This window comes from Thermodesulfovibrionia bacterium, from assembly GCA_030646035.1.
GTDB lineage: Bacteria > Nitrospirota > Thermodesulfovibrionia > UBA6902 > UBA6902 > JACQZG01.
Genome location: JAUSMY010000058.1, coordinates 1 through 21,667, shown reverse-complemented (window position 1 = coordinate 21,667; position 21,667 = coordinate 1). Strand labels below are relative to the sequence as shown.

At 45.9% G+C, this 21,667-nt stretch carries 19 protein-coding genes; 7 read left to right on the top strand and 12 right to left on the bottom strand.

The genetic code is table 11. The features are described 5' to 3' along the window. Positions 1-5: 5 nt before the first annotated feature. From Q7U10_10425 to Q7U10_10385, 9 genes are all read right to left on the bottom strand, one after another. Positions 6-257 (bottom strand): sulfurtransferase TusA family protein, encoded by a 252-nt coding sequence (locus Q7U10_10425; protein MDO8283017.1) that lies wholly within the window; start codon positions 255-257, stop codon positions 6-8. A 31-nt stretch (positions 258-288) separates the two neighbouring features. Further along, a complete protein-coding gene (locus Q7U10_10420) occupies positions 289-1,731 on the bottom strand; it encodes a YeeE/YedE thiosulfate transporter family protein (GenBank protein ID MDO8283016.1) in 1,443 nt (480 codons plus the stop codon). Positions 1,732-1,978: 247 nt separating this feature from the next. Beyond that, positions 1,979-3,667, bottom strand: a complete 1,689-nt coding sequence (locus Q7U10_10415; GenBank protein ID MDO8283015.1) for a glycosyltransferase family 39 protein — start codon at positions 3,665-3,667, stop codon at positions 1,979-1,981. A gap of 67 nt (positions 3,668-3,734) precedes the next feature. Continuing rightward, complete coding sequence (locus Q7U10_10410) at positions 3,735-3,899, bottom strand: hypothetical protein (GenBank protein MDO8283014.1); 165 nt, start codon at positions 3,897-3,899, stop codon at positions 3,735-3,737. Between the two features lie 38 nt (positions 3,900-3,937). Beyond that, positions 3,938-4,243 (bottom strand): hypothetical protein, encoded by a 306-nt coding sequence (locus Q7U10_10405; GenBank protein ID MDO8283013.1) that lies wholly within the window; start codon positions 4,241-4,243, stop codon positions 3,938-3,940. Between the two features lie 25 nt (positions 4,244-4,268). After that, entirely contained in the window at positions 4,269-5,189 is a 921-nt protein-coding gene (locus tag Q7U10_10400; protein ID MDO8283012.1) for a sulfurtransferase, read from the bottom strand. A 147-nt stretch (positions 5,190-5,336) separates the two neighbouring features. Then, the gene (locus Q7U10_10395; GenBank protein ID MDO8283011.1) at positions 5,337-6,731 is read right to left on the bottom strand and encodes an outer membrane protein transport protein; all 1,395 of its coding nucleotides are present in this window, start codon (positions 6,729-6,731) and stop codon (positions 5,337-5,339) included. 117 nt (positions 6,732-6,848) lie between these two features. Then, positions 6,849-7,076 carry a sulfurtransferase TusA family protein gene (locus Q7U10_10390; protein MDO8283010.1) on the bottom strand — a complete coding sequence of 76 codons (228 nt, stop codon included), beginning with the start codon at positions 7,074-7,076 and terminating at the stop codon, positions 6,849-6,851. A gap of 18 nt (positions 7,077-7,094) precedes the next feature. Continuing rightward, positions 7,095-7,577, bottom strand: a complete 483-nt coding sequence (locus Q7U10_10385) for a DsrE/DsrF/DrsH-like family protein (protein MDO8283009.1) — start codon at positions 7,575-7,577, stop codon at positions 7,095-7,097. Between the two features lie 127 nt (positions 7,578-7,704). On the opposite strand from Q7U10_10385, the gene Q7U10_10380 reads away from it, so the two are divergent. After that, entirely contained in the window at positions 7,705-8,646 is a 942-nt protein-coding gene (locus Q7U10_10380) for an RluA family pseudouridine synthase (protein ID MDO8283008.1), read from the top strand. Positions 8,647-8,666: 20 nt separating this feature from the next. On the opposite strand, the gene topA is transcribed toward Q7U10_10380, so the two are convergent. Genes topA through Q7U10_10365 form a run of 3 tightly spaced genes read right to left on the bottom strand, consistent with a single transcriptional unit; the run spans position 8,667 to position 13,267 of the window. Beyond that, positions 8,667-10,919 (bottom strand): type I DNA topoisomerase, encoded by a 2,253-nt coding sequence (gene topA / locus Q7U10_10375; protein ID MDO8283007.1) that lies wholly within the window; start codon positions 10,917-10,919, stop codon positions 8,667-8,669. A gap of 30 nt (positions 10,920-10,949) precedes the next feature. Next, positions 10,950-12,044: a DNA-processing protein DprA gene (dprA, locus tag Q7U10_10370; GenBank protein MDO8283006.1), complete on the bottom strand. Its 1,095-nt coding sequence runs from the start codon at positions 12,042-12,044 to the stop codon at positions 10,950-10,952. A 26-nt stretch (positions 12,045-12,070) separates the two neighbouring features. Continuing rightward, on the bottom strand, positions 12,071-13,267 hold the full coding sequence (locus Q7U10_10365; GenBank protein MDO8283005.1) for an argininosuccinate synthase: 1,197 nt from the start codon (positions 13,265-13,267) through the stop codon (positions 12,071-12,073). A 176-nt stretch (positions 13,268-13,443) separates the two neighbouring features. On the opposite strand from Q7U10_10365, the gene glgB reads away from it, so the two are divergent. From glgB to Q7U10_10335, 6 genes are all read left to right on the top strand, one after another. After that, positions 13,444-15,378 carry a 1,4-alpha-glucan branching protein GlgB gene (gene glgB / locus Q7U10_10360; GenBank protein ID MDO8283004.1) on the top strand — a complete coding sequence of 645 codons (1,935 nt, stop codon included), beginning with the start codon at positions 13,444-13,446 and terminating at the stop codon, positions 15,376-15,378. Between the two features lie 10 nt (positions 15,379-15,388). Beyond that, on the top strand, positions 15,389-17,812 hold the full coding sequence (locus tag Q7U10_10355; protein MDO8283003.1) for a DUF3536 domain-containing protein: 2,424 nt from the start codon (positions 15,389-15,391) through the stop codon (positions 17,810-17,812). Further along, positions 17,812-19,314 carry a 4-alpha-glucanotransferase gene (malQ, locus tag Q7U10_10350; protein MDO8283002.1) on the top strand — a complete coding sequence of 501 codons (1,503 nt, stop codon included), beginning with the start codon at positions 17,812-17,814 and terminating at the stop codon, positions 19,312-19,314. Before Q7U10_10355 ends, malQ begins: the two co-directional genes overlap by 1 nt. Positions 19,315-19,352: 38 nt before the next feature. Then, on the top strand, positions 19,353-20,573 hold the full coding sequence (locus tag Q7U10_10345) for a glucose-1-phosphate adenylyltransferase (protein ID MDO8283001.1): 1,221 nt from the start codon (positions 19,353-19,355) through the stop codon (positions 20,571-20,573). Next, positions 20,570-21,058 (top strand): PAS domain-containing protein, encoded by a 489-nt coding sequence (locus tag Q7U10_10340; protein MDO8283000.1) that lies wholly within the window; start codon positions 20,570-20,572, stop codon positions 21,056-21,058. Before Q7U10_10345 ends, Q7U10_10340 begins: the two co-directional genes overlap by 4 nt. Before the next feature lie 191 nt (positions 21,059-21,249). Beyond that, on the top strand, positions 21,250-21,567 hold the full coding sequence (locus Q7U10_10335; GenBank protein MDO8282999.1) for a hypothetical protein: 318 nt from the start codon (positions 21,250-21,252) through the stop codon (positions 21,565-21,567). Positions 21,568-21,667 lie beyond the last annotated feature (100 nt).

Below are 21,667 nucleotides of genomic sequence, written 5' to 3'. Positions count from 1 at the left end.
TATTTTTAACCTTTTTCAATTACGTAAATCAGCTTGCCGCCTTCTTCTTTCCTCTCAAGGATATCATGGCCGGCCTGATCGCACATCTGGATTATTGTTTCACCGGATGACGGGTTGTCAAAGACCAGTTCAAGGATATCGCCTGTTTCTATCTTCTCAATAGATTTCTTGGTATAGATTTGCGGATGCGGACATACATACCCGCATACATCCAGCATATACCTGCCGTCACTGATTTTTTCAAATTTCATCGCCATTACAAATTTCCTCCTTAAATTATTTTATTGTTTAAAAAGCTGCCATCTCTTTTGCCATCTTTCTGTCTGTCCACCAGTTAAAGAACTGAACACCGCACCAGCCGCCGAGAACCATGCCAATACCGAAAAGCCATCCGCCCGGATCGCCGCCTGCAACCCTGATAAAGAATGCCCCGATGTTACATCCAAGGGCAACACGTGCGCCTACTCCCATAAGAAGCCCGCCGCCTAGTCCCCATACAATGAGTTCACCCTTTGGAAGCTTGAACTTGAATTCTCTGTTTAAAAGCGCCATAACACAGGCCCCGAATATAATTCCCAATGACATCCAGAGTGCGGGATTACGCCATAACTCAGGAAGCCCGTTCATAACACCGAAGAAGACATCATCACGGACATTCCAACCGACCTTCTCCATTATCCAGCCAGCAAATTGGGCTTCCTGTGTGGTTATATACCAGTACCCAGGGTCAAAGACCTTGCCCATTGTAGAAACATCATTGGTATATCCCATCCTTATAAGGAGTTCGCCAAAGTTTGATATGCCAAACTTGTTCTGCATGCCTTTCATTGCAAGGATATGGATGCCCGCAGTTATGCCGATGAGAATTCCCATAAGGGTCGTCCTTTGAGAAGCGGTTATCATAGTCCAAATCCCTGAGATGTCATCACCTAATCCGGTCTTTTCATCCTTTCCTGCCTTCTTTAACTCCTTCTGCCTCTTCTTTAAGAAACCCTTACGCATATAGAAAACATATATGACCACTAAAAGCAGAATGGCAGGGATGATCGTGTTTATGAGTGAGTTGGCAAGAAAATTCCTTGCAACATCCCCGCTGATCGAAGAAAATGCTCCGGTATCTGAAAGGATTATTTTCGGTTTATGAACTATATTGCCGAGAAAATAGTGATCAAACCATGAGGTGATCTTGTCCTTCGGCACCCAGGTTGTAGCCTGAGCAGAATCGATCCATGACTGGGGAAGGAGCTTGTTGAAAACACCGCCGACATCAACAAATATAGCCTGGCCAAAAGATATGCCCAAAATAGAAAGGACGGATGTGCCGTTGCCCTCACCTATCTTATACAAAGAACCTGATGCGCAGCCTCCTGCAAGGACCATCCCTACTCCAAAGATAATGCCGCCTATCAATTCATGCGCTCCTATAGGCCCGGCATGAAAGGTACTCATATTTGTTGCGGCCAAAACAACGCTTACAAGGCTGAAAAAGATAAGCGCTATAAGGATACCTACAGCCATTCGCGGCACTCCGGCAGCAAAAAGATCCCTTGAAGCCGAAGCCATGCAGAACCTGCCGTACTGCAGCATCATCCCGTAAGTGAATCCAAACCAGATGTATACTGTCAGGTAAATGTAGTAAACATTTACCTTGTAGTACAACAGGCTAATCAGTACCAGGATGCCTGTGACAGCAAAAGCCCAAAACCTATTTCTCTTTTCAATATTTTCCACAGGTGTGTAAACCTCCTTTTAAAAAGTTTTTGTGATTAAGGGAAAAACTATATTAAAAAAGATTGATGGATCAATATCGTATAAAAATCAATTTAGTTATTATATAGAAAACAGATAATATTAATCCAGGCAATTCCTTTAGTCCAATAATAAAAACTAATTGTATAATTATCAGTCTTTATTTGTTTGTTGTGCCGGGCAAATAAAATATATTTTCACAAGAGGCGATGCTGTAATCCTCGTTGTCTTATTGATAAACTTTCACTTCAGTATTATAGCTGAAGATCCCGGTTGATCTCTCAAATGTCCTGATCAGTGAGCGGCCTTCAGTCCTGGATAGAATATAATCCGGCATCACCTGGCCGGATTCACTTGAGATAATGACCAGCATTGGGGCAACGTTAGTATATTCAGATTCATTATAGTAATACCCCGGATTTGAGTATTCCCATGTAAATCTTAGTGATGACTCCTTGATTGCGTCTACAGATATATCCTCTGGCACATACTTAAAAACCAGCTTCTTATGCGTGAAGATATCAAGCAAAGGAACCGAGACAGCTGAGTTTATGACATTGTCTTCAGATGTAATTGTTATTACCTCCGCCTCTTCAATGCCGGAGGAATCCAGAAATAAGCCTGCATCTTTAAGGTTCACAGCACTCATCCTGCTTAGAAAAGGAAGATAGAAAAAGATTGACAGAATAAGTGAAGACAAAACCGCACAGGAGACAAGAAAGCGCCTGACCTCCTTCTCTCTTATCTCCCGCAGCCCATAAGACGCCATAAGGGCAAGCATAGGGAAGGCCGGCAATGTATAGCGTATCCTGTTTATTTGCAGTACAAAAATAATCACTACAAGCCATAAAACTATTAAATATTTTAAGTCCTTTCTTCTTAAAGCCGCGATCAGAGAATATAATGCGGCAATAGATATAACAGGATGGATCTGAAATAGAAATGTTGAAAGATAGCTCTCTCCCCATCGCCTCAGTCCGGGTCCCTGGTACTCCTGTAACAACCTGATCTGCCCGGAAAAGAGAGCATATTTATACAGGAATACGGTCACTATCAAAATTCCGGCAATAACAGCAAATGCAGCACCCTTTTTTAATATCGGATTTCTTTTTTCAGGGCGCTGTAGCAGAAAAACAAGGAATATAACGCCGTTAATGGAAAGCATAAGCCATATCGAATATTTTGAATAAAAGGAGAGGAAGAATGAAATTGATGCAAGAACGGGCCATATCCCCCCTCTTTCTAATGCCCTGATAAAAGTAAATACTGATAAAGAAAGGAAGAACATAGCCGGGATATCAACCAGCATGAGCGGCACCTGTGTATAGATATAAGGAATACCCAGAAGCAACGCTCCGGCAATAAATCCGGTCTCTTTATCCCAGAGTGCTTTTCCGATCTTATAGGTAAGCAGGATGGTCGAGGAAAACAGCAGCGACGTAAAGATCTGCATATAGAGCCTTGATTCCCCGAAAAGTTTAAAGATCAGCCCGTAAAACATGGGCACAACCGGCAGATCTGTCCATGCTTTAATGCCCCTTCCCCACTCATCTATAAAATACCTTAGCCCGTAAACCTCAATGTGCTTTGCCTGGGTAAAGTATCTTGAGGCATCCACGATCACCTCAGGCTCTCCAAAAAATAAAATGCTTATCAGAAACGATGATAAAAAAAGAAAAAGCCCATGACCTCGCTCCACAAAAGTTATTCTTGAAAGAAAGAAAGCTGCCATTATCCCGATAACGATCAAAAAGAAGAACATCGGAACATCTGCACCTTCAAATATCCAGTTCCAGCTTACAAGCCTGTTGTCATCAAGAGCACGGAATTGATACAAGGTTAAAAGAACAAAGAAATTCAGCAGGGCTATGATGATAAGATAATCGTTTTTCTTAAGCGCAGGAGAAGAATCTGTCATGGCTGTCTGAATAAAGAAAAAGGGCCAGGCATCAAATCCTGGCCCTTTAATTTCTGAATTAGGCCTTTTACCAGGATACTACTTTGTCATTGGAAAATATCTCATCAACAAGTTCTGTATAAGAAAGGCCGGAAAGCTCCACGACCTTTACTTCATTCCCCTGTTTCTGAACATTGATTATTTTGGTAGAAAGCTCGTTTGGACCGTCATTTAATATATGTAATATCTTCATTTAATTCCTCCTAAAGTTTTAGCTTCTCAGTTCTTAAGTTAAAGAACTATAACCCTGTCAGCCGCGCTGTTCATATTTGCATTATCAAACTGGCTGCCGCAGGATACCTTCTTTGGAAGCCCCTCTTTAGATACACCGAGCTTCTGTGCGCTGTGGTCGCAAAAACTCATGCTCACCCCTGCCTGCTCACAGAGACCGGTAACATCAGAATTACCTAAAAGATAATTACCGCTGTCCATCATAAATATAATGACCTCATGCCCTTTGGCAAGAGCGGCCTTTGTTATTCCAACTACATCACCAGCGTGTTTATCTGTGTTAACGAGTATGCCTAACTTCATCATTTCCTCCTTTATTAATAATATCTGATTATTTCTCTGCCGGATATTTTGCAGGGTCAAGCTGGTCGCCCCATTCTCCCCAGGAACCAACATAGTTCCTGACATTCGGGTAACCAAGAATGTGCTTGAGCGCAAAATAAGTGTTTGCAGCACGAACACCGCCCTGACAGTATGTGATAACCTCTTTGTCTTTTGTAACGCCTTTAGCCGCATAAGCCGCCTGAAGGTCCTTTACTGATTTGAACGTCCCGTCATTATTATTGCTTGTCGGCATGGAATCAAGATTGACAGCGCCGGGGATATGTCCTGTTCTTTTATTCATCCCTATTGCATTCGCCCCTAAATACTCATCAGCACCGCGAACGTCCAATATTGCAACCTTTGGATTCTTTATATTGGCCAATACATATTTTGCATCTGCAAATACAGACAAGTCAGGCTTGGCCGTATATTTGGAAGTTTTTATACTTGCGGGGTCGCCTGTCATCTGACGATTTTCATTAACCCATTTTGTTACGCCGCCATTAAGCAGGCTGACCTTATTATGGCCCTGAGATTTCATGAGCCAGAATGCTGTCACAGGAAAAGGAGTGCCTGTGGCTGAACCGACTATTACAACATGTGCATCATTGTCAATGCCGAGCCTGCTCATTGTGCCCTCAAATTTTGCCTTGTCAGGAGCCATACTGCCGTTTCCAAGCAATCCCATCAGGTCGCCAACATTCAGAAATACAGAACCGGGAATATGTTTAGCGTTAAAGTTATTCTCCACTTCGCCTATGTGCAGGATGCGGATATCCGGTTTTTTTAGATTATCAGCCAACCACTGGGTTTCAACAAGGGGAGCGACAGCGCCGTTTGCATACGCATTCTGAAATCCTGAAAAGAGTGATAACAGCAGTAATAGTGAAACAAGATATGCGACTAACTTCTTATTGGATCTTTGCATTACTTAAACACCTCCTGAATATTTTTTAATTAAACAATTACAAAGTATATATTAAAGATATTATAGAAAACTGTCTATTGTCAACACAGAAGAAAAAAGCGTCCCGGATATCCGGGACGCTTTCGGGTTTACATTCTTACTAAGGACTTAGAAGGACTTAGAATATCCTACTGAGAACTCCCACTGATCCATCTCAAGCTCTATTGTCTGACCGCTTCCAGGATAGTAACCATCTGGCGGATCCATTGGATTAGGCCCGGTAATGCTGTTTGAGAGTCCGCGCATTACAGAAAGATCGACCTCCTGATTGCCGCCGAGCTTCTTTGTAACACCCGCTGTTACATGCTGCTCGATAACACCAGGAGCTATCATGTTGAACATAACCTCGGTCGGGCCTATTGGCTGTTCGGCATATGAATAACCGGCACGCCATGTCCATTCCTGATTGCTTACCCACTGAACTCCTGCTTTTAAAACCGTCATATCTTCCCAGCCAAAACCGGCGCCTTGATCATTGCCGAGGCACTCGGGTATTTCAGACGTGCTGGAGCCTCCAAGCTGGTTACCAAAACAGGTATTCATCTGAGGGTTGAAAGTGTTGCCTACTGAATCCACATCGCTATAGTATATTTCCTGCACATCAAATACGACTGTCAATGCTGGTGTAACATCATAGGCAAGCCCTATATTCCATGTAGATGGGATGTCAAAATCGCCTTGCTCTGCAAAAAGCCCTGCATACTTATCAAACTCATTCATCATGATCTTTGTCTGATATGAAGCGCCGACATGCAGCCCTGGCAGAACCTCTCCCAAATATCCGACCCTTGCGCCTATGCCGTATGCACTGTCATACCCTTTGTTGGTGAGCTTTGTCGGCTCACTTGAAAATGTTCCAAACTGCTCCAGTCCTTTTGCCTCCAATCTCTGGTAAGCAATAACCGGACTGAGGCCAAATGCATGATCTTTATTTATCTTTCTCGCATAGGTAGGGACTATGAACAACTGCATGAGGTCAATCCCTGTCGGATCAGAACCCAAATAGGTATTTGTGCCGTAATCAGTATTCATCCCGCCGTTGCCAAAAACAGAAATTCCAAGTGAGTAGTCCTTATTCATCATCTTGTTATATCCTAAGCCCGGGATGACAAACCATTCCTTTCCGCTCTCAACCGTGCCGGTGGCAAGGCCGAAAGGACATGGTGGCCCAAGATTAAGAGGAGCGCCAGGGTAATTACAGTCAACCCCTGGAGTAAATCCGGAGGTTGCATCGCCCCTGACAGTATATCCCCTGTTAGGATTAAAGAATGAAAGACCGACATCGACACGGTCACCGACAAAGGCCATTGCCGCAGGGTTGGTAGATGCAGACATTGTGTCAAGTGCCAGCGCGGTCCCGGCTCCTGCAAGCGCCTTGTTCTTAATACTGTAGCCGGAAGAAAAATAACCGTTAGTTGCATACGCGCTGCCTGCAACCAGAATGAGTGATACAAGGACAACTAAACTAAACATAAAACTTCTAAAATCAGACATCTTCTTCATAGGGAAATCCTCCTTTATATTGTTTGGCCTGAAATAATCTTTCAGACAAGTTAACTCCTTGCGTATCACTTGTCAAGCTCAGATATTGATATCCCCGGCTTGATACCAGATTCAGGTTTATGCCTTCTTTATATAAAAAATATATACGCCGTTCTCTTCACTGGATCCAATTATCTCGTTACCGGTCCTCTTTGCAAAGGCGGGCATGTCATTAAGAGAACCCTTATCAGTAGCCTCCACCCTGATGATCTGCCCCGGCTGCATCTCTTCGATGGCCTTCTTTGTCTTGATAACCGGCATCGGGCAGTTAAGCCCTTTGCAATCAACTATCCTGTCAGCATCCACATCAACCTCCTTTGAACATTAAATAAAGAGACTTATATTTGCATCAAGCGCAAAATCAAGATAATCAGCCGCGCCTGCAATAATTACACCGTCCACAAGGTCTATTTTTTTCACACCTGTCATCTCCATTGTAGGGGAGCAGGCCATCATCTTCACGCCGGACTGCAGGCATATATCGACAAACTCAGGTATTGTAGGCCAGTTTATCCCCTTTATCATGCTCTTCATCATCATCGTACCAATGGCCGTCATGCCCGGCAGCATGCCGATGATATTCGGAATGGGCATGGGCGAAGGCATTGCAGGATTGCCGATCGGGGCCACCTGCAGCTTTCCATACTTCTTCTTGTTAATAATATCAATGCCGTAGAAGGTAAAAAATATAGTCGCCTCAACATCCATAGATGCCGCAGTAGATGCAAGCACAAGCGGAGGGTATGCCATATCAAGGGTACCCTTTGATGCAATGATCGCTATCCTCTTCTTCTTTTCTTCAGCCATGTAAAACCTCCTTCAATAGGTTCTGATTTATTTTAATTAAATCACTTTATTGGCCAAAAAGCAAAAACATTTAATATCCCTTGATTAACAATCATAAAATAGCTGCTGAAACTGCTAAACTATTCACATGAAAAAAATGAATATCACCGTCAGCCCTGAGACCTGGCAGGAGCGTCTTGACTCCTTTATCTCATCAGAATGCAGACTTACCCGCTCATCTGTACAAAAGCTCATCAAAGATGGAGCGATACTTGTAAATTCAAAACCTGAGAAGCCGGGATGTCGCATAAGGCCGGGAGATATTATAGATATTACAATACCGGATGAGCCGCCTTCCGCACTGATACCTGAAGATATTCCTTTAGATATCGTATTTGAGGATGAGCATATTATTGTTATTAACAAGCCCCAAGGCATGGTCATCTACCCGGCTGCAGGGAACAGCAGCGGGACGCTTTTGAACGCCCTTGTTTTTAGATGCGGGAAACTGGCATCTGTTGGAGCGCCTTTACGCCCCGGAGTAGTGCACCGCCTTGATAAGGAGACCTCCGGCCTGATCATTGTTGCCAAAACTGACGAGGCATATTTTAACCTTATCGAACAGTTCAAGAATAAAGATGTCGAGAAATACTACATGGCGCTTGTATACAGTACGCCTAAAAACAGGAGCGGGGAGTTCAGCGCTGAAATAGGCAGGTCATCTTCAGACAGAAAGAAGATGTCCACAAAAACAAGAAATGGCAAAGAAGCTCTCACACTTTATGAGGTTGTTTCAGTATTCAAGGCTGCTTCTTTGGTAAAGGTCAGGATAATTACAGGAAGGACACATCAGATCCGAGTGCACTTTTCCTCGTCCGGGCATCCTGTTCTCGGAGATAAGACCTATGGCACAAAAACAACATTAAAGTTCGCGACAAAAACTCTGCGATTTGACAGGCAGATGCTGCATTCATACTCTCTAAAGTTCAAGCACCCTGTGACAAGTGAATTACTTGAGCTTACAGCGCCATTGCCGGAGGATATGGAAAAGGCTATTGAGGAGCTTAAGGGAACGGATGAGAACAGATAAAGGAACTGCGCTTATGGTTTTTATTCAGTAAGGTTTTCAGGCTCTTCGCCGCTGTCACCATGGATCTCTTCTTTATAATGACAACTCTTGTTAAGGCAGACCAGGGCCTCTTCCTTCTTTGTCTTCTTTTCCGCCAGGATGCCGATTCCGCATTCAGGGCATTTTTTCTGAGTAGGCCTGTACCATGATGCAAAACTGCATTTCGGATAATTGGCGCAGCCGAAAAATACCTTGCCCTTTTTAGACCTCTTCTCCACAATGTCGCCGCCGTCTTCCGGACATTTAATGCCGATCGATATGGGTTTGGTATTTTTGCACTTTGGATAATTACTGCATGCAAGAAACTTTCCAAACTTGCCTACCTTGGTAACCATGTCTGCGCCGCACTTTACACACTTCTCATCTGTCTTCTCAGCTGCAGCAGCCTCTCCAGCCTCAGGTTCAAGCGGCCTTGTGTTCTTACATTCAGGATAGCCTGTGCATGCGATGAACCTGCCGTGCCTTCCCCACTTAATGACCATGGGATTGCCGCATTTCTCACAGACCTCATCAGTCGGAATGTCCGCCGGCTTCACCCTGTCAGTATTCTCCAAAGCCTCACCAAGGAGCCTGTCAAAAGGCCGGTAGAAATCATTCACAATATCGGTCCATTTAAATGCGCCCTCAGCTATCTTATCGAGATTATCCTCCATCTTTGCAGTGAAGTTGTAATCCATCAACTCGGCAAACCTTGCGACAAGGAGGTCATTGACGACCAACCCCAATTCCGTTGCTTTGAATCTGCCGCCTTCCTTATCAACATACTTCCTGTCCTGTATCGTTGAAAGGATGGTAGCGTAGGTACTCGGCCTTCCTATTCCCTTTGCCTCAAGGTCTCTGACGAGAGTAGGTTCGGTATATCTTGGTGGGGGTTGGGTAAAGTGCTGTTTCGGCGTGATTGAGAATGTCTTCAGTTTATCGCCTTCTGCAAGAGATGGGAGCAGCCCTTCCTCTTCAGCATCAGTGTCAACCCCCTCGATATAGATCTTCATAAAGCCGGGGAACTTGACGACAGTGCCGGTTGCCCTGAAATTATATTTGTCAGCCGCTATGTCAACCGAGGTCTGCTCAAGCTGTGCTGGATTCATCTGGCTTGCCACAAAGCGGTTCCATACAAGAGTATAAAGGCGGAACTCTTCACTTGAAAGATGCCCTTTTAAACTTTCAGGCGTTCTGAAGACCGATGTGGGCCTTATCGCTTCATGCGCGTCCTGTGCCGACTTCTTGCTTTTGTAAACAGGCGGTTTTGCAGGCAGATACTCTTTGCCGAACTCTTTCTCTATAAACTCACCTGCCTCCTGCTGAGCCTCTTTTGCAACCCTTACCGAGTCGGTCCTCATGTAGGTTATAAGGCCTACCGAACCTTCGGCGCCGATCTCAAGTCCTTCATAAAGCTTCTGCGCGACAAACATCGTCTTCTTCGCGACGAACCTTAATTTTCTCGACGCCTCCTGCTGAAGCGTGCTGGTTATGAAAGGCGGGGCAGGAGAGCGCTTCCTGCTCTTCTTCTCAACCTTGCTGACTGTAAAGTGCTTGCCTTTAAGCCCTTCAAGAATTACCGCTGCCTCAGATTCATTTCCTATCTCAGCCTTTTTGCCTTTAACTTCTATAAGTCTCGCCTCAAAAGCAGGAGGCGCGCTTCCCTCAAGATTTGCCGTAATGCTCCAGTACTCCACAGAGTTGAAAGCGGCTATCTCGCGTTCCCTGTCCACAACAAGCCTGAGAGCAACAGACTGCACCCTGCCCGCGCTGAGTCCACGGCGGATCTTGCGCCATAAAAGCGGAGAGAGTTTATAACCCACAAGCCTGTCCAGCACCCTTCTTGCCTGCTGCGCATCGACAAGGTCCATATTGAGCTTGCGCGGATTCTTTATCGCATCAGTGACAGCCCTCTCGGTTATCTCGTTGAATACGACCCGGAGCACTTTATCAGAATCGACATTAAGCTCCTCTGCGATGTGCCACGCTATCGCCTCACCCTCTCTATCAGGGTCAGGGGCAAGAAATATCCTGCCGGCGCCCTTTGCCGCCTTCTTCAAATCCTTCATGACCTTCTGCTTGCCGTCGATAACAACATACTGAGGCAGGAAATTATTATCAACATCCACCCCAAGCTCTTTCTTGGGAAGGTCCTTGACATGTCCGATAGAAGGCAAAATGGTAAAGTCCTTGCCGAGAAATTTACTCAGTGTCTTTACCTTTGCGGGTGACTCAACTATTAATAATGATTTCATAATATTAGGTTAAAGTTCTTCAATATTCTATTAATTCAGGGAGTACATATTCCCTTCCATCTGCTTTGCTATGCCTTTGAGTTCCAGGTTCAAGAGAACCGAGAGAGCCTTTGGGGTCGCGATCCTGCTCTCCCTGATAATTAAATCTACCTGTTTCGGCTCAGTTGTCAAGCATCCAAAGAGCATCTTCTCAACTTCGCTCAGCTGAGGAAGCACTTTTTGGGTCAGTATCCTGTCTTCACTCAGTATGCCCTTTATCTGCGGCCTCAACTCGCTGATGATATCTTCCGCATCCTCAACAAGCCTTGCGCCGTTCTTGATAAGCGCGTTTGTACCCCGTGAATTTCCTGATGTTATATTGCCGGGCACCGCAAAGACGTCCCGACCCTGTTCGAGGGCATATCGTACTGTAATCAGCGAACCGCTGTCAACTGCGGCCTCCACAACGAGCAAACCAAGTGAAAGCGCGCTTATGATCCTGTTCCTCCTTGGAAAGTTCTCCCTCAAAGGCGGCGTGCCGAAGGGAAATTCGCTGACAACCGCGCCTGATGAAGCTATTGAATCCATTAGCTTTTTATTTGAATGAGGATAAGGCACATCAAGCCCTGAACCCATCACCGCTATCGTCCTGCCGGAGGCCTTCAGCGCTCCGTTATGAGCGGCTGAATCCACCCCCATCGCCATGCCGCTTACAATGGTCAGCCCGAACTTTGCCAGACTGAAGCTCATCTTCTCTGCCACAAGCCTGCCGTAGCTTGTAGCATTCCTTGAGCCGACAACTCCGACAGCATATTTATCCTCTTCCTTGATCTCGCCTTTTACATATAAAACAAAAGGAGCATCGTGAAAGAGCTTTATTGAGGCAGGGTATGCATCATCTTCAATGCAAAGCAGGGTTATATTATTCTCTTCTGCTTTCTTTATCTCCTGATCGACCCTCTCCCAGTTGAACTCAGTTATGCTCTTTGCCCTGTTCTCTCCGATGTTCTCTACTTTCTTCAGGTCGTTATGAGAGGCGCAAAATATCTTCTCAGGGCTTCCAAAGACAGACATGAGCCTCCTGCCGAGTACCATACCGATATCAGGCAGAAGAGCAAGGGCAAGATAATTTTTAAGGTCGGACATGATTTAAAAAAGAGAAAAGGCTGCCTTTATTTTATTTTTGCTCTTATCTTCAGCCTCAGGGCGTTTAACTTTATAAACCCCTCGGCATCCTTCTGGTTATAGACCTGCTCAGACTCAAATGTCGCGAGTTCAGGGTTGTATAGGGACTTAGGCGACTTTCTTCCGGCAACGGTGCAGTTGCCTTTATAAAGCTTTAACCTCGCCGTGCCTGTCACGCCCTTCTGTGAATGGTCTATAAGTGACTGCAAAGCCTCTCTCTCAGGTGAGAACCAGAAACCGTTATAAATAAGCTCCGCATACTTTGGGACAAGCGAATCCCTCAGGTGCATGACTTCCCTGTCAAGCGTGATCGACTCAACAGCCCTGTGAGCTGTATGAAGTATCGTTCCGCCGGGTGTTTCATATACACCTCTTGCCTTCATGCCGACATACCTGTTCTCAACGATATCCGCCCTGCCGATTCCGTTCCTGCCGCCTATTGTGTTCAGTTCCTTAAGAAGGTTTGCAGGTGAAAGTTTTTTGCCGTTAACTGAAACAGGGTTGCCGTCCTGATAGCCGATCTCTATGTAAGTCGCTTTTGAAGGCGCCTTCTCAGGAGAGACCGATAATGTGAACATATTCTGAGGCGGCTCAGCCCACGGGTCTTCCAGAATTCCTCCCTCATAACTGATGTGAAAGAGGTTCCTGTCGGTGCTGTAAGGCTTGCTCTTTGTGGCTGTCACAGGGATATTATGTTTTTTGGCATATGCTATCAAAGACTCTCTTGAATCAAACTCCCATTCCCTCCATGGAGCGACGATCTTTACCTCAGGCATAAGCGAATAGCATGTAAGCTCAAACCTCACCTGGTCATTGCCCTTGCCTGTTGCACCATGCGCGACCGCGTCTGCCTTCTCCTTCTTTGCGATCTCTATCTGCTTCTTTGCTATAAGAGGCCTTGCTATCGAGGTGCCGAGAAGGTATGTGCCTTCATAAACCGCATTCGCCCTGAGCATCGGAAATACAAAATCCCTGACAAACTCTTCCCTCAGGTCAACTATATAAGCCTTTGAAGCGCCGGTCTTCAGGGCCTTTGCATTAAGCCCGGTCAGCTCCTCCTCCTGCCCGAGATCAGCGCAGTAAGCTATCACCTCGCACCCGTAGGTCTCCTTAAGCCATGTTATAGCTACCGAGGTATCAAGCCCGCCTGAATATGCAAGAACTATCTTCTTTATCTTCATCATTGCTCCTTATGTTTCAGTATCAGTTTTAAGTTTAATAAAATTAGCACAAGTGAGAAAAAATGTAAAATTAAGGAATTAATCTTCGCTCTGAATTTATTCAACATAATGCAAGAGCCATCCTTGATTTACGATTACGTTTTGATATATTTCATGATAAATATATAATAAGAGACACTATGAAAGAACTTACAACTAACAAAACAGCAAGTGTGACTGCGGGGGTCAGCCTTTTTTCAGAAGAGGACATCTATCTTTTTAAAGAGGGAAACCATTTCCGACTTTATGACAAGCTCGGTTCCCATCTGATGAAGGTTGACGGCAAAGACGGGACGCTCTTTGCCGTGTGGGCTCCGAATGCCGCGAAGGTCTCGGTGATAGGCGATTTCAACGGATGGGATAAAGTGTCTCATCAGCTCTTCCCGCGCTGGGACGGCTCCGGTATATGGGAGGGATTTATCCCGGGCCTGGCAAAGGAGACTGTATACAAATACCATATCGTCTCAAGGCTTGATAATTACAGCATGGACAAAGGCGATCCTTTTGCTGTCTACTCTGAACGCGCTCCCAGGACCGCGTCACGGATATGGGAACTGGATTACAAATGGGAAGACGGCGAATGGATGAGAGAGAGGCACAAGAACAATGCGCTTGACGCGCCTTATTCCATATACGAAGTCCACATCGGTTCGTGGAGGCGCGTGCCTGAAGATGGGAACAGATATCTGACCTACCGTGAGACGGCTCATCAACTCGCGGAATATGTTAAGGAGATGGGCTTTACCCATGTTGAACTCCTGCCTGTAATGGAGCATCCGTTTTACGGCTCATGGGGATATCAAACGGTCGGATACTTTGCTCCAACCAGCAGGTACGGCACACCTCAGGACTTCATGTACATGATAGACCATCTCCATCAAAACGGCATAGGCGTAATACTTGACTGGGTGCCTTCACACTTCCCGTCTGACGCGCACGGCCTTTCGTACTTTGACGGCACCTGTCTGTTTGAACATTCAGACCCGAAGAAAGGTTTTCATCAGGAATGGAAGAGCTACATCTTTAATTACGGCAGGAACGAGGTTAGGAATTTTCTCATAAGCAGCGCTATCTTCTGGCTTGATAAATATCACATCGACGGGATAAGAGTGGACGCAGTGGCGTCAATGCTCTATCTGGACTACGCGAGAAAAGAAGGGGAATGGATACCTAACATATACGGCGGAAATGAAGACCTGGACGCTGTAAGCTTTCTGAAGAGATTGAATGAAGCGGTTTATACCGCCTTCCCTGATGTCCAGACCATTGCAGAAGAGTCAACAGCATGGCCCATGGTATCAAAGCCTGTTTACGTGGGCGGCCTCGGGTTCGGCATGAAATGGAATATGGGGTGGATGCATGACACACTGAAATACTTTTCCAATGACCCTGTCCACCGCAAATATCAGCATAACCAGATCACCTTCAGCATCTGGTATTCGTTCTTTGAGAACTTTGTCCTGCCGATCTCGCATGACGAAGTAGTTCACGGCAAAGGCGCTCTCATCGGCAAGATGCCCGGAGATGAATGGCAGAGCTCAGCCAACCTCAGGCTTCTCTTTGGGTACATGTACGGCCATCCGGGAAAGAAGCTCCTCTTCATGGGATGCGAGTTTGCCCAGTGGAAAGAGTGGGAACATAATGAGAGCCTTGAATGGCATGCGCTTCAATTCCCTTCACATCAGGGGATACAGAAGTGGGTAAAGGACCTGAACTGGCTCTACAGGACAGAGCCTGCGCTTCATGAGATCGACTTTTCAAACGAAGGATTTGAATGGATCGATTCCCAGAACTGGGAGGAGAGCATCCTGGTATTCACCCGAAAGGGAAGATCATCCGGAGATATGTTTCTTGTTGTATGCAACCTCACACCTGTGCCGAGATTCAATTACCGTGTGGGAGTCCCGAGGGGAGGCTTCTGGAGAGAGTCATTGAACAGCGACGCCTCGATATACGGCGGGAGCGGCATGGGAAATTCCGGCGGAGCCGATGCCAATGCGGTTCCTATGCATGGAAAGGATCACTCTCTTTCTTTGACATTGCCTCCGCTCAGCGTCTTATTCTTTAAAAGCTGAAAGATAAATAATGGATAGATACATCTGCATACACGGGCATTTCTACCAGCCGCCGAGGGAGAACCCCTGGCTTGAAGAGGTTGAGCTTCAGGACGGGGCATATCCGTACCATGACTGGAACGAGAGGATAACCGCTGAATGTTATGCCCCTAACGCCGCGTCCCGCATACTCGACCCTGAGGAAAGGATCATAGAGATAGTCAATGTCTATTCAAAGAGCAGCTTCAACTTCGGCCCTTCCCTCCTGACCTGGCTGGAGAGGCGCAAATCTGATGTCTATGAGGCGATCCTTGAGGCTGACAGGCTGAGCATCGCAAGATTCTCAGGCCACGGCTCAGCAATCGCTCAGGCGTACAGCCACATGATACTTCCTCTTGCCAATAAGCGGGATATGCGCACACAGATAGTCTGGGGTATAAAAGACTTTGAGAAAAGGTTTATGCGGTTTCCTGAAGGCATGTGGCTTCCGGAAACTGCGGTCAATACAGAGACACTTGAAGTACTCGCTGAGCTCGGGATAAAGTTCACTATCCTGTCTCCTCGTCAGGCACAGAAGATACGCAAAAGAGATACACCCAACTGGCTTGATGTTAGCGGAGAAAGGATCGACCCGACAATGCCGTATCTCTGCATGCTTCCATCGGGCAAAAGCATAAACATCTTTTTCTATGACGGGCCTATCGCCCAGGAGGTCTCCTTTGCAGGGCTGCTGAAGAACGGGGAAGGATTCGCCAGAAAACTGCTCTCCGCTTTTAATGACCAGAGGAACCGGCCTCAGCTCGTGCATATCGCGACTGATGGAGAGAACTACGGGCACCACCACCGCTTCGGAGACATGGCGCTCTCATACTGCCTGCATTATATTGAGTCAAATAACCTGGCAAAGATAACGAATTACGGCGAGTACCTTGAAAAACACCCTCCAACCCATGCGGTTGAGATAATTGAAAACTCCTCATGGAGCTGTATTCACGGCGTTGAAAGATGGAGAAGCAACTGCGGCTGCAACACAGGGATGCATCATGACTGGAACCAGAAATGGAGAAGGCCTTTAAGGGACGCCATGGACAGCCTTAGGGACACGCTCGTTAAAGTTTTTGAGAGTGAGGCATCAAATTATTTCAAAGACCCGTGGGGCGCAAGAGACGGTTATATCGATGCGGTATTTGACAGGTCTGTGCCGAATGTAGAGAACTATCTTAAAAGCCATGCCCGCAAAGAGCTTGCCAAAGAAGAAAAGGTGAAGGCGCTCGGCCTTCTTGAGATGCAGAGAAATGCCATGCTCATGTACACGAGCTGCGGCTGGTTCTTTGATGATGTATCAGGCATTGAAGGGGTTCAGACCATGCAGTACGCTTCAAGGGCGATCCAATACGCGGAAGACCTTTTCGGCCTCACGCTCGAGGCTGACTACCTGATGAGGCTCGGCGAGACCCCGAGCAATGTCTTTGGGAACGCCGCCAGAGTCTATGACCTCTACGTAAAACCAGCGAGGACCGACCTGCTCAGGGTCGGCGCGCACTACGGCATCTCTTCTTTCTTTGAGAAATACAATTCGCACATAGAGTTATTCTGCTATATCGCGGAAAATGTGTCATATAACAAAACAGAGGCCGGCAAACTTAAGCTTGCAACCGGAAAAGCGGTCATCCGCTCCAATATAACATGGGAGGAAAAGCCGATCAATTTTGCCGTGCTCCATCTCGGCGACCACAACATCAGCGGAGGTGCTGAATATTTTATTGGCGATGAAGACTTCTCAGCCATGCAGAACGAGATACAAACCGCGTTTGACAGAGGCGATATGCATGAGGTCATAAGGTTCATGGACAAACACTTCGGCGGCAATATCTATTCGATCTGGCACCTCTTTAAAGATGAGCAGAGAAAGATCCTGAACCAGATACTGCGTTTGACATACGCAAGCATCGAGGCATCATACCGCCAGATCTATGAGAACCACTACGCTGTAATGAACTTCTTTCACAGCCTGAAAGTAAGGTTGCCGAGGCCTTTTTCAGCCGCAACTGAGTATATCCTTAATACCGACCTGAAAAAGATCTTTGATACCGGAGAAGAACTGGACCTTGAGAAGCTTAAGAGCCTGGCTGATGAGGCTGTGAAATGGTCGCTGAAGATCGACTCGGCAACAATCGGCTTCTCGATCAGTTCATGGGTGAACAGCCTGATGGAAAAGCTGAGCCATGAGCCTGAAGACCTGCGCCTCTTTGAATTGATAGATAACGCATTCAGGATACTGAACCCCTTATCTCTGACCATGGATCTCTGGAAGGCGCAGAACCTGTACTTCATGATCTCCAAGAAAACTTACATAACCATGAAAGAGAGAGCAAAAGGCGGCGATGAATTTGCAAAGAGATGGGTAGAGGCATTTAGAAAGTTAGGCTATTATCTTCATATCAAGGTCACCTGATGAGACGCGGCAGCGGCATCCTTCTTCATGTCACATCCCTCCCTTCAGCCTATGGCATAGGAGACCTCGGGCCGGCTGCTTATTTATTCGCTGATTTTCTTGCGGAGGCAGGGCAGAGCTGCTGGCAGATACTCCCTCTGACCCCGATATGCCCGGCATACGGAAATTCTCCTTACAGCAGCTTTTCCGCATTTGCAGGAAATCATCTTCTGATAAGCCCGGAACTCATGGCAAGGGACGGCTTTCTCGCTGAGCATGAAATTCAGAATCCTCCGGCATTTCCCAAAGGCAGGGTGGATTATCAGAAAGTTACTGAATATAAAGATGCTATATTCAGCCTGGCTTTTGAAAAAAACAAAGACAGACTTTCCCATCATCATGATTTCCAGAACTTCTGCAGAGAGAACTCGGACTGGCTTGAGGATTATAGCCTCTTCATTTCGATAAAAAAAGAGTACGACGGCATCGACTGGAGTAAATGGCCTGAGGAGTTGAGGGACAGAAATGAAGATGCTTTAAGCGAATGGGCCGGAAGGTCAGGCGACATGATATTGAAGTTGAAATTTCTGCAGTATCTCTTCTTCAGACAGTGGCAGTCTCTGAAGGATCACTGCGAATGCAGAGGCATAAAGATATTGGGGGACATCCCAATCTATGTAAATTATGACAGCTCTGATGTATGGGCAAACCCCGGGATATTCATACTGGATGAAGAGAAGAAACCTTCACTTGTAGCGGGCGTGCCTCCTGACTACTTCAGCGAGACAGGACAGTTATGGGGACATCCGCTTTATAACTGGGACGCGCTTAAAGAGAGCGGATACTCATGGTGGATAAAAAGGATAGAGCATAATATGAAGCTTCTTCACCTCTTCAGGCTTGACCACTTCAGGGGATTTGTCGGCTACTGGGCGGTTAAAGCAGGCGAGAAGACCGCTGTGAACGGAAGATGGATCGCAGCGCCTGCTGAAGATTTCTTTAACACGCTTTTAAAACATTTTCCGCAATTACCCATTATTGCCGAAGACCTTGGGATCATCACCCCTGATGTGACAGAGATCATGAAGAAGTTCGGATTCCCGGGCATGAAAGTGCTTCTCTTTGCATTTGGGCAAGACATAGCAACCAACCCTTACGCCCCGCATAATCATACAAAAAACTGCGTGGCCTACACCGGCACCCATGACAACAACACTATCAAAGGCTGGTTCAAAAATGAGGTTGATGCTGAAGGGAAACAAAGAATCTCAGATTATATCGGGCATAAGGCATCATCAAGAACTATCCATAGCGACTTCATCAGGCTTGCCATGATGTCTGTCGCAGACACAGTTATCATCCCGATGCAGGATATTCTCGGCCTCGGGGAGAAAGATAGGATGAACATACCGGGAATTACCACAGGCAACTGGGAATGGAGGCTTTCAGAAGAAGCGATAGAACCTTTACTGATAAAAAAACTTAAGTACATGACAAAGCTGTATGGAAGGTCATCTGTATGATATTGTATATCAATACCAAGCTGGAGAAAGGATAAGATATGGCGCATCCGAAAATTCTTGCGATAATCATGGCAGGAGGAAGAGGCAACAGGCTCTTCCCCCTCACATTTGAGCGTTCCAAACCGTCCGTGCCCTTCGGAGGCAGCTACAGGATAATCGACTTTGTCCTGAGCAATATGATCAATTCAAAGATCTTTTCCAACTATCTCCTTGTCCAGTACAAGTCTCAGTCGCTCATCGAACACGTAAGGGCAAACTGGGTTCTCTCTTCCGTCATACAGGAACACTTCGTCACAGTCGTCCCTCCCCAGATGAGGCTCGGCCCTGACTGGTTTCTCGGTACTGCAGACGCTGTATTTCAGAACCTGAACCTCATACGCCTTCATAAACCTGAAATGGTCGCGGTCTTCGGAGCTGACCACATATACCGCATGAACATAAGGCAGATGATCGATTTTCATATGGAACATGATGCAGAGGTCTCAGTGGCAGCCAGGCCTGTGCCCATAGCAGAGGGAAGCCAGTTCGGCATTATCGCCGCCGACCCTGACGGAAGGATAAGAAGTTTTGATGAAAAACCGGCAAACCCCGCGCCCATACCCGGCGACCCCAACAATGCATACTGCTCAATGGGCAATTATATCTTCAATACAGATACGCTCATCGAGGCATTGAGAGAGACGCATCAAAAGAAGGAATATGACTTTGGTTCGCATGTGCTGCCTAACCTTCTTAATAACAATGCAAAGCTCTTTGCATATGATTTTGCCGGCAATGTAATTCCCGGGACAAAGCCTTATGAAGAAAAGGGCTACTGGAGGGATGTCGGCACAATCAAATCCTTCTGGGACGCGCATCAGGATATGCTCGGAGAAGAACCGGTCTTTGAGATACAGAACGACCTTTGGCCCATACATCCCTCAAGAAGCGCTCTGCCTGCCGCAAAGATACTGGCTGGGAATATCACCAACAGCCTCATCGCCGAAGGCACTGTTGTGAAGAATGCCAAGATAATAAATTCCGTCATCAGACGCGGCGCTATCATTGAAGACGGCGTAGAGGTGAGGGATTCCATAATCATGGATCACGTTGTGCTCAAGAAAGGATGCAGACTGAACAAGGTGATAGTTGATTCATACAATATTATCGAAGAAGATGTGCATATCGGCATCGGAAGTAAAAAACCATACTGGAGAGCATACACCGACCCTTCCGGGATCACTGTGATAGGAAGCGAAAAACGGACTGCGATACTATGAAGATGGAAAAATCATTTGAGCAGATGATCCTTGACTGGGAAGACTCTTTCGGCAACATGGTCACCATACACGACAATAACTACAATATTATCGCAGCCAACAGCTCAGCTAAAAAACTGCTTAAAACATCTTCAGCTGAGATCTTAAAGAAAAAATGCTATGAGAATTACCACGGGAGTAATACCCCGCCAAAAGAATGCCCAAGTTGCGATTGCCTTAAAAGCGGCAAGCCTTCTATCGTAGAAATATTTGAACCACACCTTAATATGCATCTGGAGATCAAGGCATTGCCGCTATTCAACAGTGACAATTCCACAAAAGGTGTGATACACATTGTGAAAGACATTACAATACATAAGAAGATGGAAAATGAGATCCTGTACAGAATGAAGGAACTTGAAGCATTTTATGATATGGCTATCAACAGGGAATTAAAGATGGCTGAACTTAAGATGGAGAATGAGAAATTAAGAAACAATAACTGAAACTGGAAAAACCTTCACCCTCTCCCAAACTCCTCCTCAGCCTCCCTCAAAAGCGCATCCTAATGATATACATTTTGTGATTGTATTTTTCTATTCATACAACTATACTTTTTCTATTCCAGCAAATACGGCTGGCAGTATATTAATTGTTGGAGCGCATAAACTATCATCCCAAACCAGGAGAATCACTTATGAAAAATGGAATCATCAGCAAAGTGGTAAGAAATTGCAACAAGGATGGTCTGATAAAAGCTTTACACTTATTTTCAAGAAAGAGTTTTAAATTTTGGGAAAAATATTTCTCATTACATATAACTCCTGCACACTTTTATTCTCCTATTCCAGTAACTTACGAACTAGACTCAAGTGTGTTTGAAAAAATATACGACGGCACAGGGATTGAGTGGAACTTGAATGAGCAATTAAAATACTTGCAGGAAATATTTCCCAAATACTATGAAGAATATACTCAGAGGTGGACCCCATCCATTGGACAGGTTAGGGGCTGATTTAAGGTGGAATGCACCGGCCATCATGCCGCCTCCAAAAGCTGTTCTGATTTCCTATATCCGCCAATAGGCAGATTCCAGTATGCCTCATAAGGGGTCT